This window comes from Rhodococcus sp. MEB041 (assembly GCF_030208955.1).
In the GTDB taxonomy this organism is placed as follows: Bacteria; Actinomycetota; Actinomycetes; order Mycobacteriales; family Mycobacteriaceae; genus Rhodococcoides.
The window spans coordinates 808,296-821,935 of the sequence record NZ_JARVSZ010000001.1; the positions used below are offsets into that span (position 1 = coordinate 808,296).

12 protein-coding genes and 1 pseudogene are annotated in these 13,640 nt (G+C 69.0%); 9 read left to right on the forward strand and 4 right to left on the reverse strand.

Annotated features, from left to right (window positions below):
- The first annotated feature begins 106 nt into the window (after positions 1-106).
- Both QRN16_RS03790 and QRN16_RS03795 read left to right on the forward strand, forming a co-directional pair.
- Positions 107-850: a GntR family transcriptional regulator gene (locus QRN16_RS03790; protein WP_056448583.1), complete on the forward strand. Its 744-nt coding sequence runs from the start codon at positions 107-109 to the stop codon at positions 848-850.
- An 84-nt stretch (positions 851-934) separates the two neighbouring features.
- Positions 935-1,780 carry an SDR family NAD(P)-dependent oxidoreductase gene (locus tag QRN16_RS03795; RefSeq protein ID WP_222632736.1) on the forward strand — a complete coding sequence of 282 codons (846 nt, stop codon included), beginning with the start codon at positions 935-937 and terminating at the stop codon, positions 1,778-1,780.
- 10 nt (positions 1,781-1,790) lie between these two features.
- On the opposite strand, the gene QRN16_RS03800 is transcribed toward QRN16_RS03795, so the two are convergent.
- Positions 1,791-2,249, reverse strand: coding sequence for a PTS sugar transporter subunit IIA (locus tag QRN16_RS03800; RefSeq protein ID WP_056448462.1), 459 nt, complete (start codon positions 2,247-2,249; stop codon positions 1,791-1,793).
- Positions 2,246-2,476, reverse strand: a complete 231-nt coding sequence (locus QRN16_RS03805) for a PTS sugar transporter subunit IIB (RefSeq protein ID WP_027507251.1) — start codon at positions 2,474-2,476, stop codon at positions 2,246-2,248. Before QRN16_RS03805 ends, QRN16_RS03800 begins: the two co-directional genes overlap by 4 nt.
- Before the next feature lie 272 nt (positions 2,477-2,748).
- On the opposite strand from QRN16_RS03805, the gene QRN16_RS03810 reads away from it, so the two are divergent.
- From QRN16_RS03810 to QRN16_RS03825, 4 genes are read left to right on the forward strand one after another with little or no spacing between them, the layout of a single operon-like run.
- Positions 2,749-3,990, forward strand: coding sequence for a PTS transporter subunit EIIC (locus tag QRN16_RS03810; RefSeq protein ID WP_502943976.1), 1,242 nt, complete (start codon positions 2,749-2,751; stop codon positions 3,988-3,990).
- Positions 3,987-5,168: an N-acetylglucosamine-6-phosphate deacetylase gene (locus tag QRN16_RS03815; protein WP_285184660.1), complete on the forward strand. Its 1,182-nt coding sequence runs from the start codon at positions 3,987-3,989 to the stop codon at positions 5,166-5,168. Before QRN16_RS03810 ends, QRN16_RS03815 begins: the two co-directional genes overlap by 4 nt.
- Positions 5,149-5,928, forward strand: coding sequence for a glucosamine-6-phosphate deaminase (gene nagB / locus QRN16_RS03820; protein ID WP_222632735.1), 780 nt, complete (start codon positions 5,149-5,151; stop codon positions 5,926-5,928). Before QRN16_RS03815 ends, nagB begins: the two co-directional genes overlap by 20 nt.
- Before the next feature lie 31 nt (positions 5,929-5,959).
- Positions 5,960-6,763: an SDR family NAD(P)-dependent oxidoreductase gene (locus QRN16_RS03825; RefSeq protein ID WP_027507247.1), complete on the forward strand. Its 804-nt coding sequence runs from the start codon at positions 5,960-5,962 to the stop codon at positions 6,761-6,763.
- Between the two features lie 18 nt (positions 6,764-6,781).
- Here QRN16_RS03825 and QRN16_RS03830 read toward each other — a convergent pair whose 3' ends face one another.
- Both QRN16_RS03830 and QRN16_RS03835 read right to left on the reverse strand, forming a co-directional pair.
- Positions 6,782-7,600 (reverse strand): shikimate 5-dehydrogenase, encoded by an 819-nt coding sequence (locus QRN16_RS03830; RefSeq protein ID WP_285184661.1) that lies wholly within the window; start codon positions 7,598-7,600, stop codon positions 6,782-6,784.
- Positions 7,601-7,646: 46 nt separating this feature from the next.
- On the reverse strand, positions 7,647-8,312 hold the full coding sequence (locus tag QRN16_RS03835) for an HNH endonuclease family protein (RefSeq protein WP_056448586.1): 666 nt from the start codon (positions 8,310-8,312) through the stop codon (positions 7,647-7,649).
- A 133-nt stretch (positions 8,313-8,445) separates the two neighbouring features.
- Between QRN16_RS03835 and QRN16_RS03840 the strand changes: the two are divergent.
- From QRN16_RS03840 to QRN16_RS03850, 3 genes and pseudogenes are all read left to right on the forward strand, one after another.
- Positions 8,446-11,300, forward strand: a pseudogene (locus tag QRN16_RS03840) (DEAD/DEAH box helicase).
- The gene (locus tag QRN16_RS03845; RefSeq protein WP_037187418.1) at positions 11,300-12,061 is read left to right on the forward strand and encodes an SWIM zinc finger family protein; all 762 of its coding nucleotides are present in this window, start codon (positions 11,300-11,302) and stop codon (positions 12,059-12,061) included. The pseudogene QRN16_RS03840 and the gene QRN16_RS03845 overlap by 1 nt, the downstream one beginning before the upstream one ends.
- A gap of 64 nt (positions 12,062-12,125) precedes the next feature.
- Positions 12,126-13,634: a CoA-acylating methylmalonate-semialdehyde dehydrogenase gene (locus QRN16_RS03850; protein WP_027507242.1), complete on the forward strand. Its 1,509-nt coding sequence runs from the start codon at positions 12,126-12,128 to the stop codon at positions 13,632-13,634.
- Positions 13,635-13,640: the final 6 nt, after the last annotated feature.

Consider the following 13,640-nt stretch of genomic DNA (forward strand, 5'->3'; position numbering starts at 1 on the left):
AAGGCGCACGGGGCGAAGCCACGGTAGTAAGTTGGACGGGACCAGTCCGTACCGCTCGCGCCACAGATCGCTCCGGTCGCGCCGATTCTCGGGAGTACACGCCGTGGTGATGCCCGTCCACCTTCGCGACAGTGCCGTACCCAAGCACGAGCAGCTCCGCGCGATCCTGCTGCACCGGTGCACCAAGGAACTCCAGCCCGGCGATCTGATGCCGAGCGAACGGCGCCTCATGGAGGACTACGGGGTCAGTCGGATCACCGTGCGCGAGGCCATCGGTCAGCTCGTCAACGAGGGCCACCTGGTGCGGGTGCGCGGCAAGGGCACGTTCGTCGCCAGTCGGCCCGTCCAGTCGAGGCTCCACCTGGCGTCGTTCTCGGAGGAGATGCGCGCGCAGGGTCTCGAACCCACCACGGTCGTTCTCTTCGCGCGGCTCGAGGATCCGTCGGTGGCCACCATCCGTGCGCTGGACATCGCCGCGGGCGGCAAGGCGTACCACATCAAGCGGCTGCGACTGGCGGACGGAGAGCCCGTCAGCGTCGACGACGGGTGGTACGACGCCGCCGTGCTGCCGGGCCTGGTCGATCTCGATCTGAGCAAGTCCATCTACGACGCGGTGTCCTCCCACTACGGGCAGACCATCGATCGCGCCGAGCAGACGGTCAGCGCGACGGCGGCCGACAACGACACCGCGACGCTGCTGGGGACGAAGCGTGGGGCGCCGGTGCTGTACTTCGACCGGGTGTCGTTCAGCGGTGACCGGCCGATCGAACACACGGAGAGCTGGTACCGCTGCGATCGGTACCAGCTCACGATGGAGGTCCAGGGCGGGCGGCGGCCACAGCGTCGCTGACGTCCACAGCCGACAGCGTCGCTGACGCCGTCCGCTCGTACACTTCGGTCGAGGCGTTCCATCCGCAGATCGAAAGGCTCCTTCGTGCCCACTCCCCGTTCGCTCACCGGTCGCACCATCGTCGTGACGGGAGCGAGCGACGGGATCGGGCGCATCGCGGCGCGCACCCTGGCGGAACGCGGTGCGGAGGTGCTCGTCGTGGGCCGCTCACCGGAGAAGACCGCCGCCGCGGCCTCGGAGATCGGTGGTCGCGCGTTCGTGGCCGATTTCGCCTCGTTCGACGACGTACGACGGGTCGCGGACGAGCTGCGGGATTCCGTCGATCACATCGACGTCCTGTTGAACAACGCGGGTGGAACGTTCGATCCGTCGAAGCGCACCGCCGACGGGCGCGAGCCGAACGTCCAGATCAATCACCTGTCGCCGTTCCTGCTCACCCATCTGTTGCTCGACCGACTCGGCGGTACGGCGGGCAGTCGCATCGTCAACACGTCGTCCGTGGGCAACCTCGGTGGACGAATCGATCTGCAGGACATCGCCTACGACCGTTCCTCGCCGGCCGAGTTCCGCGCCTACTGCACCAGCAAGCTGATGAACATCGGCTTCACCCGCGGCGCCACGGAGCGGTGGTCCGACCGCGGCATCACGTCGGTGGCCGTCCATCCCGGAGCGGTGCGCAGCAACTTCGGCAACGCCAACGTCCTGTTCCGGGTGATCTACCGGACTCCGCTGAAGTACGTGGCCTCGATCAGTGCCGAGTCGGGCGCCGAGCCGTTGGTGTCGGTGGCCGTCGACAAGCCGGACGCCGAGGTCGCCGGGATCTACTACAGCCGCCACAAGGCTCGCGGTCGCACGAACGGGCAGGTCGACGATCCCGCCGTGGTCGACGGGCTGTGGAGAGAGTCGGAGAAGCTGGTCGGGCTGGCCTGACCCCGGCCCGTCAGAGGACGAAGAGCGGCTCGCCGGCAGTGACGGACGACCCGACCGACGGCGTCGCGAAGGAGTCCGCGGCGGAGTCCATCACGACGACGGGGCACACGTCGTCGAATCCGGCGGCGGCGACGGCGGCCGGGTCGTAGCGCACGACGACGTCTCCAGCCGACACCGAGTCCTTCTCTGCTGCGACGAGTTCGAAACCCTCGCCCTTCATCGTCACGGTGTCGATACCGACGTGCACCAGCACTCCCTTCCTGTCCTCCGTCAGAACCACGAAGGCATGAGGGTGCAGCTTGAGGATGCGCCCGGACACGGGCGAGTGGACGTCCACCATTCCGGTCGTCGAAGCGGGTCTGACAGCCACGCCGGCGCCGACCATCTGCGAGGAGAACACCGGGTCGGGGACGTCGGCCAGTGCGATGACGGTGCCCGCGAGCGGGCTGCCCACGGCGGTGTCGGTCACAGGATGTCGTCGATGTCCTCGGCGAGGGTGTCCGCCTCGGGCCCGACGATGACCTGCACGGCCGTCCCCTTGTGGAAGACCCCGTGTGCTCCGGCGGCCTTGAGAGCGGCCTCGTTCACGAGTGCTCCGTCTCGCACCTCGGTGCGGAGCCGCGTGATGCAGGCTTCGATCTCGACGATGTTCCCGGCTCCTCCGAGCCCGGCGACGATGGCGTCCGCCTTGGACATGCGGTGCTCCTTCCGCTCGGTGACCCGCCCCCGGCGCGATGCGATGCAGGTGGGCGTGCTCACACTTTCTGTTTGACATCAGGCTGCCACCTGGTCAAACTACAACTGGTTATGACCGGACAGTACCCGTGATGGAACCGGTCCACAACACACACGAGAAGAAGGTCGCCATGGCCGGCACGACTGCCACCGGGAACACCGCACCACAGACGCCCACCGAGAAGAAGGACTCCCGCGCACTCGCCGGGTTGCAGCGATTCGGGCGCAGTCTCATGCTGCCCATCGCAGTGCTCCCCGCCGCAGGCATCCTGCTCCGCATCGGCCAGCCCGATCTGCTCGGACGCTTCACCCCGCTCGAGACCACCGCATCGGTGATCTCGGCCGCGGGGCAGTCGGTCTTCACGTGGCTTCCCCTCATCTTCGCAGTCGGCATCGCGATCGGCTGGGCGAAGAAGTCGGACGGCTCCACCGCGTTGGCCGCGGTGGTCGGTTACATGGTGGTCGACGGCGTCTTCACGGCCATGTCGCCGGTGGTGCTCGACGGCGAGGTCGACGCGAACGGCGACCCTGCCGTCATCGACTACGGCGTGCTGGCCGGCATCATCATCGGTCTGCTCTCCGCCGTTCTCTGGCAACGCTTCTACCGTCAGAAGCTGCCCGACTACCTGGGCTTCTTCAGCGGCCGACGCCTCGTCCCGATCCTGACGGCGATCACCGGTCTCGTGGTCGGCGTCCTGATGTCCTTCGTGTACCCGCTGTTCTACAGCGCCCTGAACTGGGTGGGCACCACCGTCGCCGATCACTCCGTCGTGGGCAGCGGTATCTACGGTTTCGCCAATCGCATGCTCATCCCGACCGGCCTGCACCACATCCTCAACTCCGTCGTGTGGTTCCTCGTCGGTGACTACACGGACGCGAGCGGCCAGATCGTCCGAGGCGACCTCAACCGCTTCTTCGCCGGGGACCCGAGCGCCGGAGTGTTCATGACCGGCTTCTTCCCGATCATGATGTTCGCGCTGCCCGCCGCTGCCTACGCGATCTACCGCAACGCGAAGCCGTCGCAGAAGAAGCTCGTCGGCGGCATCATGCTCTCGACCGGTCTCACGGCCTTCGTCACCGGTATCACCGAGCCGCTCGAGTACTCGTTCATGTTCGTCGCCTGGCCGCTCTACATCGTGCACGCGGTGCTGACCGGTACCTCGATGGCGTTGACCAACGCACTGGGCATCCACGACGGCTTCTTCTTCTCCGCGGGCGGTATCGACTACCTGCTGAACTACGGCATCGCCACCAAGGCATGGCTTCTCATCCCGATCGGCCTGGTCTACGCCGTCATCTACTACGTGCTGTTCAGCTTCGTCATCAAGAAGTGGAACCTGCGCACGCCCGGACGTGAGGACGACGTGACCCTCGACGACGCGGCGGTGACCACCGGCGCACCGGCGGCCACCACCGCATCGACGGACGCCACGACCGCGCCGACGGACAAGCCGGCCGGCGGCGGCTCGGCGTGACCCTCCTCCGCGGGCGCGTCGTCCTGGTGGACGGCGTGCTCGAGGACGGGGTGGTGGAGTTCGAGGACGATCGGATCGTCCGGGTGGGCCCGGCCCGCGGGCGGACGGACATCGCCGTCCCGCCGTCGTCCTCGACGATTCTGCCGGGCATGGTGGACGTGCACTGCCACGGCGGCGGGGGAGCAGGCTTTCCCGATGCCACGGCCGACGCCGTCGATGCCGCTGTCGCGCATCACGTGCGCAGCGGGACGACGACCATGCTCGCCTCCCTCGTGTCCGCCCCGCGCGAGGTGCTCGTCGACAGGACGACACTGCTGGCGGATCTGTGGCGCCGCGGCGACATCGCGGGCGTTCATCTCGAGGGGCCGTTCCTCGCCCGTAGCCGTTGCGGTGCACAGGATCCGGCGGCGATCGTTCCGGGTGATCCGCGTCTCCTCGAGGCCGTGGTGACGGCCGGCGGGGGAGCCGTGCGGTCGATGACGCTGGCACCGGAGACCGCGAACCTGGACGCCCTCGCTCGGGTGATGGCCGAGAACGACATCCGTCCGAGCGTGGGCCACACCGACGCCGATGCGGCCACGGTCACGGCAGCGCTGGCGCGGCTGACCGGGCCGGTGAGCGCCACCCATCTGTTCAACGGGATGCCGCCGCTGCACCATCGGTCGCCCGGACCGGTGGCCGCGTGTCTCGCGGCGGCGGGACGCGGCGAGATGGTGCTCGAACTCATCGGTGACGGAGTGCATCTCGATTCCTGGACGGTCGCCATGGTGGTCGACCTCGTCGGACCCGACGGCATCGTGTTCGTCTCCGACGCCATGGCCGCGGCCGGGATGAGCGACGGCCCTTACCGATTGGGCTCGCTCGACGTGACGGTCGCGGACGGGGTGGCGCGCCTGACGCAGGACGGCGACGAGCCGGGAGCCATCGCGGGCGGAACGTCGACAGTCCTCGACATCGTGCGACGGGCGGTGGCCGAGTCGGGAGTCGACCTGGTGTCGGCGGTGCGCATGGGGGCGACCACACCGGCTCGGTTCCTCGGCCTGCAGGACACGGTGGGGCGCCTGGCGGCCGGGATGCGCGCGGACATCGTGATCACCGATGCCGATCTGACCGTGACGAGCGTCGTGAGGCGCGGACGAGTGGAAGTGGGTGTGCCGGATGGAGATCGTCATCCGTGACGACGCAGCGGCGGTGCACCGCACCGTGGCGGACATCGTCGAACGCAGGGTTCGGCAGGGTGCCGCGGTGCTGGGCGTGGCGACGGGGTCCACCCCGTTGGGGACGTACCGGGAGCTCGGTCGGCGGCATCGCGAGGAGGCGTTGTCGTTCGCGTCCTGCCGGGCGTTCCTCCTCGACGAGTACGTGGGTCTGCCGGCCGCCCATCCGCAGTCGTACCGTTCGGTGATCGCCACGGAGTTCGCTGCGGAGATCGACATCGACCCGGATGCCATCGACGGTCCGAACGGCGAGGCGGCGGACGTCGCGGCCGAGTGCGCTCGCTACGACGCCGCGATCGCCGCGTCGGGCGGTGTGGACGTGCAACTGTTGGGCATCGGGTCCGACGGCCACATCGGCTTCAACGAACCGGGGTCGTCGCTCGTCTCCCGCACGCGGGTCAAGACCCTCACGCGCCGCACGCGGGAGGACAACGCACGCTTCTTCCACTCCGCCGACGAGGTACCGCATCACGTGGTGACCCAGGGTCTGGGCACGATTCTCGAGGCCCGCCATCTGGTCCTCGTCGCACTCGGCGAAGGGAAGGCGGACGCTCTCGCCGCGTCGGTGGAGGGGCCGCTGGCCGCGTCCTGTCCGGCGTCGGTGATCCAGATGCATCCGCACGTGACCGTGGTCGTCGACGAGGGCGCGGCGTCGGCGCTGGGGTCGAGTGACTACTACCGGTACGCGTTGTCGGAGAAACCCACATGGCAGCACTTCTGATCGTCGGACGTCCGGTCCCTACAGTGAGCGGATGACCATGTCGACGCTGCGTACGCGTCTCACCGGATCCACCGTCCTCGTCACCGGCGCGAGCTCGGGCCTGGGTGCCGATTTCGCACGACGCTTCGCGTCCCTCGGGTGCGACGTCGTGCTCGTCGCGCGGCGACTCGATCGCCTCGAGGAGCTGGCTGCGGAGATCTCCTCCCGGCACGGTGTCACCGCCACCCCGATCGCCGCGGACCTCGCCGTGCCCGGTGCGGGATCGGCGCTGAAGGCGACTCTCGGTCACCGCGGCATCACGGTGCACTCGCTGATCAACAATGCGGGATTCGGGACGCACCAGCCGTTCGTCGAGGAGGATCCGGTGACGCTCGGCAACGAGATCGCCGTGAACATCGCTGCTGTCGTCGATCTCTCGCGTGCGTTCCTGCCGGGCATGATCGAGCACGGCGCGGGTGTGCTGGTCACGCTCGCGAGCACGGCGGCGTACCAACCGCTCCCGGGAATGGCCGTCTACGCGGCGAGCAAGGCGTTCGTGCTCAGCTTCACCGAGGCGCTGGCCGTCGAGACTCGCGGGACCGGTGTCACCGTCATGGCGGTCTCGCCGGGTCCCACCGAGACCGAGTTCTTCGAGGTGCTCGGCAGCAAGGACGCCGCGTTCGGGAAGATGCAGACGTCGGAACAGGTCATGGACACGACGTTCGCGGCGCTCGCGGCCAAGCGGCCCCCGGCCTCGGTGGTGTCCGGAGTGAACAACAAGCTGCAGTCGGCCGGTGTGCGGTTGCTCCCACGGCGCGCCGCCCTCGAGGTCACCGCCAGAATGTTCCGTGAGTAGTCGGCTGGTCGAACGACCTCAGCGCCGACTGAACTCGGAGGCCCGCTGGATCTGCTCGGTACGCAGGCGCACGCCGGTGTACAGCGCGAATTGCTCCGCGGCCTGCAGTGCCACCACCTGCGCACCGGTGATCACGGGCTTTCCGGCGGCGCGCGCCGCGACGATCAGCGGTGTCTCTGACGGCACCGCGACCACGTCGACGACGGCGCGAGCGGCGGCGATCTGCTCGGTGGCGAACGGCAGCGCGTCGGAGTCCGGACCGCCGGCCATCCCGACGGGTGTCACGTTGACGAGGACGTCGGCCGAGACGTCGTCGGCGGTGGCCGACCAACCGTAGCCGTACTTCTCGGCGAGAGCCGGTCCGGTTCTCTCGTTGCGCGCCACGACAGTTCCCGTGGTGAAGCCCGTGTCCCGCAGCGCGGCGACGACGGCCTTGGCCATGCCGCCACTGCCCGTGACCGCGACCGACCACGACGGGTCGAGACCGGCCTCCCGGACGAGGTCCGCGACGGCCTGGTAGTCCGTGTTGTAGGCGTGCAGCACGCCGTCCTCGTTGACGATGGTGTTCACCGAGTCGATCGCGGCCGCCGAGTCGTGCATGACGTCGACGTGCTCGATGCAGGCCTCCTTGAACGGCATGGACACTCCGCAGCCGCGGATTCCGAGCGCACGGATTCCGGCGACGGCCGCGGGGAGGTCGGTGGTGGTGAACGCCTTGTAGACGAAGTTCAGATCCAGCTCGTCGTAGAGGTAGTTGTGGAACCGGGTCCCGATGTTGCTGGGCCGCCCCGACAACGACATGCAGAGCTGGGTGTCTTTGGTGAACACACGCGACATGACGGGCAGCGTAACGGTTCCGGCGTCGGCTCGGGTTCGGACGGAGTCAGGGGCAGGAGTTCGACACCGTGGTCAGCACGTCCCGGTCGGCCACCGTGACGGGAAGCCCGTACCGGACGGCCACCGTGAGGAACCGCCCCGCGTAGTAGCAGTGGTACGCGCCGTTGGGAGGCATCCAGTCCGAGGGGGTCTTGTCGCTCTTCGACTGGTTCTCCGCACCCGAGACGGCCATGAGGTTGTACGTGATGTCGTTGGCGAAACGGATGCGCTGATCGAGCGGCCACTGCCAGGCGCCCATGTCCCACGCCGCCGCCAGCGGGTAGGTGTGGTCGATCTGCACGTCGCCCGCGCTCTGCTTGCTGAACGGCAGCACCGATCCCGTGAACGGATCGTTCAACGATCCCGCCACGACGACGCAGTCGTTGGTTCCCGGCCGGAACTGCACGTCGGTGAGCGCGAGCTGCAGCACGTTGTCGCGGGTGCCGCAGCCGTCGTGTCCGCCCGGACCGTCGTAGTCGTCGGTCCAGGCGGGACCGAACACGCATCCGTCCCCGGCCTTGCAACTGCGCTCGTACCCCGGCACGTCGGGCCGGGAGTCCACGACGGCGACCTGCGCGAGCAGTGACTCGATCGTCGTCGCGGGGGGACTGCCCGGTGCGGGAGTGGGCGCGCCCAGCAGCGTCGAGCAGCCGGTGAGGACGGCCAGGACCATCGCGGCGACGAGCGCGAACGCGAGACGCCGCGTCGGCCGGGTCGAGGAGAAGGTCACGAGGAGCGAGTATGCCGGGTGGGTCCGACAGGACGCGGGACGTTCTGCACAGGCCTCGCAGTGATTGGATGGCACCATGCTCCACGGCCTCTGGACCCCCGGCCGAGGCCTGATGTTGTGGGAGGACGACGACGCCCCGAGCGGCGACCGTCACTCGGCCGACACGCCGGAGCTCCCTCCTCACCTGGCCAAGGTGATGTCCCGACGGATGCGGCACCGTGCCGACGTCACCCTGCCGACGCCGCGCGGACACGTGGCGGTGTCGATGCCGTCGATCGCGCTGGCGCCGGCGGACGCAGCGGAACTGCTGTTGCGCGTTCCGCCCCGCCATCCCGCGATCTCCGGGGATCTGCGCTATCTCGCCCTCGTGGTGGCCGGGGTGGAGCGGTGGGTCCGTGCCGCGCGGGTGGTCCCGGTGCAGGTGCGGTTCGAGTCGCAGTGGTGGCTGCGGTGGCGACTGGTCGGAGGGGAGCCACAGCGCGCGTGGCGCGCGGAACTGGCGGCCGCGATGCCGCCGGTGCAGAGTGCGGAGGGCGGTGCGCGCGCCGTCCTCGACGACCTGCTCGCCGAGGTGACGGATCCGATCGTGCGCCGCGTCATCGGACGCCCCGGGGTCGAGCATCCGCTCCTGTGGTCCCTCGTCGAGGAGGAGCCGTACGAGGAGGGATCGGCTCGCTCCGAGGCGGCACTGGAGCAGTGGCGGGCGAGCCTGCGCGGCGACGAGCCCGAGCTGGTCCTGCGGCTCACCGAACCGGACGACGACGAGGAGACCGGGAGCCGTTGTGGCCGCTCGAGGTGTTGCTGCGTCCGGACGGTGAGGCGCCGACGCCGGTGGTGGTGCACCGCGGGGGCGCGCCCGGTGCACACGGTGGCGGAGCGCCGGGTGTGCGGGACGCGGAACTGTTCCGGGTCGCGGTGGCGAAGCTCGGCGAGGCGATGGCCGCGTACGAGCCGCTGCGCTCGATGGCGACGGACACCGGCTCGCTCGACATGCTGCTGCCCACGGCGGCGGTGACCGACTTCGTGCTGCACGGGGTCGAGAAGCTGCGTGCCGTGTCGGTCGGGGTGCTGCTTCCGCGGGCGTGGAGTCGCCTCGACGCGTCGTTGCGGCTGAAGGTCGACTCGCCGCCGTCGCCCACCGCGGAGAACCGGGCGGTGGGGTTGGACGAGATCGTCTCGTACGACTGGCAACTGGCCATCGGCGACATGGAACTGACGCCGGAGGAGATGGCCCGGCTCGCGTCGACGAAGGGCGACCTGGTGCGCCTGCGCGGCACCTGGGTGCAGGCCGACGGAACCGCCCTGAGCCGCGCGATCGAGTACGTGAAGAAGCAGAACCGGGACCGCGCCCTGCCGCTCGCCGACGTGCTGGGGCAGTTGTCCGCCGAGAAACCGCCGCCGGTTCCCGTCGAGCGGATCGAGGCCACCGGCTGGGCGCAGAAGTTGCTCGACCCGGACCGCCGGCCGGAACCGGTGGAGGTGCCCGACTCGGTGCACGCGACGCTGCGGCCGTATCAGCAGCGAGGTGTGGAGTGGCTCGCCTTCATGAGTTCGGCCGGCCTCGGGGCGGTACTGGCCGACGACATGGGGTTGGGAAAGACGCTGCAGCTGCTGGTTCTCCTGGCGCACGAGCGATCGGTGACACCGACGTTGCTCGTCGCGCCCATGTCGGTGGTGGGCAACTGGCAGCGCGAGGCGGCGAGGTTCGTGCCGACCCTGCGCGTGCTGGTGCACCACGGGCCGGATCGCGCGACGGGGGACGACCTGACGGCTGCGGTGCGCTCGCACGATCTGGTGGTCACGACGTACGCGCTGCTGGCCCGCGACGTGGGCGAACTGTCTGCGCAGACGTGGCGACGGGTGGTGCTCGACGAGGCCCAGCACGTCAAGAACAGCAGCACGGCGCAGGCCCGCGCGGCGCGGGCGATTCCCGCGGCACACCGGATCGCGCTGACGGGCACGCCCGTGGAGAACCGGCTGGACGAGCTGCGGTCCATCTTCGACTTCTGCAACCCCGGAATCCTGGGCACCCCCGCCACGTTCCGGGCGCGCTTCGCGATCCCGATCGAACGCGAGAAGGAGGAGACCGCCGTGGCCCGGTTGCGCTCCCTCACGTCACCGTTCGTACTGCGACGGGTGAAGACCGACAAGACGGTCATCGCGGATCTGCCCGACAAGTTCGAGATGACCGTGCGCTCGAACCTCACCGCCGAGCAGGCGAGCCTGTACCAGGCCGTCGTCGACGAGATGATGCGACAGATCGCCGAGAGCGAGGGCATGGCGCGCAAGGGTGCGGTGCTCGGCGCGCTGACCCGGCTCAAGCAGGTGTGCAACCACCCGGCGCACTTCCTCGACGACGGGTCGACGGTGTTACGTCGTGGCAAGCACCGCTCCGGCAAGCTCGCACTCGTGGACGACATCCTCGACTCGGTCCTCGGCGACGGCGAGAAGGCGTTGTTGTTCACCCAGTTCACGGCGTTCGGCTCGATGGTGGCGCCGTACCTCGAACGCCGGTTCGGCGTTCCCGTCCCGTTCCTGCACGGTGGTGTGAGCAAGGGCCGACGGGACGCGATGGTCGAGGAGTTCCAGTCCGCCGGCGGTCCTCCGATCATGGTGCTCTCGCTCAAGGCGGGTGGCACCGGCCTCAACCTGACGGCCGCCAATCACGTGGTGCACCTGGACCGGTGGTGGAATCCGGCGGTGGAGAACCAGGCGACGGATCGCGCGTTCCGCATCGGCCAGCGCAAGGACGTCCAGGTGCGCAAGTTGTTGTGCGTCGGCACCGTGGAGGAGCGCATCGACACCATGCTCACCACGAAGAAGGATCTGGCCGATCTCGCGGTGGGCTCCGGCGAGAGTTGGATCACCGAGTTGTCGACGGGGGAGTTGCGCGATCTGCTCACGCTCTCCGAGGACGCGGTGGGCGACTGATGGCGCAGTTCGACCAGTTCGGCCCCCGGCGGCGGATCCCGGACGGCATCGCGGCGAAGACCTCTCGGGGTGCCTTCGGTCGCACGTGGTGGGGCAAGCAGTTCGTCGAGACCATCGAGTCGATCGCCGACGCCGGGCGGCTCTCACGCGGACGGACGTACGCCCGCGGCGGGCAGGTGATCTCCCTCGAACTCCGACCGGGGCGGATCGACGGCGACGTCCAGGGCAGTCAGGTGGAGCCGTTCTCGGCGTCCGTGAGCATCGCTGTCCTGGACCCGTTCGACATGGACGCGCTGATGTCCGACGTGCAGGAGTCGCCCGGCATGCTGACCGAGCTCGCCTCCGGCTCTGTTCCGCGGGCGCTGGGGCCGCGGCTGCTGCTGTCGAGTGCGTCGCAGCTCGATTTCGACTGCACCTGCCCCGACAGCGGGTGGCCCTGCAAGCACGCCGCGGCGCTGACGTATCTCGCCGCGGAGCGGATCGACGAGGACCCGACCCGCCTGCTGGCGCTGCGCGGAGTCGACCTCGATGCCCTGGTCGGGTTCGTCGAGGACGCGGAGGCGACGGTCGATCCGGACGATCACTTCGGTGACGCGACGACGCTGCCGGCGCTGCCGGACCCGCTGTTCTCGCCGGCGTCGGACGATCTCGAGGCGTCGTTGCTGCGCATCGCGTTGCGGACTGCGGACGTCGACGAGCGCGGGGTGCGGTCCGCGATGGCGGAGCTCGATGCGCTCTATCGGCGGATGGGCGGGGCGTGATCCTGGACATACGTGGACGTCCGACTATAGGATCACCTCACTCAACGACGACGAAGGTGGATCCGTGACCCGAGAACTGACGCACTACATCGGTGGACAGCACGTGGCGGGGGAGTCGGGCCGTTTCGCCGACGTCTTCGACCCGAACACCGGCGAGGTGCAGGCCCGCGTTCCGCTCGCCAGTACGGCGGAGGTCGAGGCGGCCGTGGCGAACGCCGAGGAGGCGCAGGTCGAGTGGGCGCTGCAGAATCCGCAGAAGCGTGCCCGCGTCCTGATGCGCTTCCTGGCCCTGATCAACGAGAACATGGAGCCGCTCGCACAGTTGCTCTCGTCCGAGCACGGCAAGACCGTGGCCGATGCCAAGGGCGACATCCAACGCGGACTCGAGGTCGTCGAGTTCGCCACCGGCATCCCGCATCTGCTCAAGGGTGAGTTCACGGCGAGTGCCGGAACGGGTATCGACGTGTACTCGATGCGTCAGCCTCTCGGTGTCGTCTCCGGCATCACCCCGTTCAACTTCCCCGCGATGATCCCGCTGTGGAAGGCCGCGCCCGCCATCGCCTGCGGCAACGCGTTCATCCTCAAGCCGTCCGAGCGGGACCCCTCCGTGCCGCTGCGGTTGGCCGAACTCTTCCTCGAAGCCGGTGGCCCTCCCGGAATCTTCAACGTCGTCAACGGTGACAAGGAAGCAGTCGACGCGATCCTGACCGACCCGCGCGTCAGTGCGGTGGGCTTCGTCGGCTCCACGCCCATCGCCCAGTACATCTACGAGACGGCGGCGGCGCACGGCAAGCGCGCCCAGTGCTTCGGCGGAGCGAAGAACCACGCCATCGTCATGCCCGACGCCGACCTCGACGAGGTGGCCGATGCGCTGATCGGTGCCGGCTACGGCAGTGCGGGTGAGCGCTGCATGGCCATCTCCGTGGCCGTGCCCGTCGGCGAGGAGACCGCGGAGGCCCTGCGCGCCAAGCTGGTCGAGCGCGTCGAGAAGCTCAGCGTCGGACGCAGCGACGATGCGGGCAGCGACTTCGGACCGCTCATCACGGCCGAGGCCGTCCAGCGCGTCACGGACTACGTGCAGATCGGTGTCGACGAGGGTGCGGACCTGGTGGTCGACGGCCGAGGCTTCTCCCTCGCCGGCCACGAGAACGGGTTCTTCACCGGCGCAACGCTGTTCGACAAGGTGACGACGGACATGCGCATCTACAAGGAGGAGATCTTCGGACCGGTGCTGCAGATCGTGCGTGCGGCCGACTACGAGGAGGCCCTGCGCCTGCCGTCGGCTCACGAGTACGGCAACGGTGTCGCGATCTTCACGCGCGACGGTGACACGGCGCGCGACTTCACCGCGCGGGTCAATGTCGGCATGGTCGGCGTCAACGTTCCCATTCCGGTGCCGATCGCGTACCACACCTTCGGTGGCTGGAAGCGGTCCGGATTCGGCGACCTCAATCAGCACGGACCGGATTCGGTGCGGTTCTACACCAAGACCAAGACGGTCACCCAGCGGTGGCCCAGCGGCCGCAAGGAAGCTGTGGCGCAGAACCACTTCGTCATCCCGACGATGGACTGACGGTGG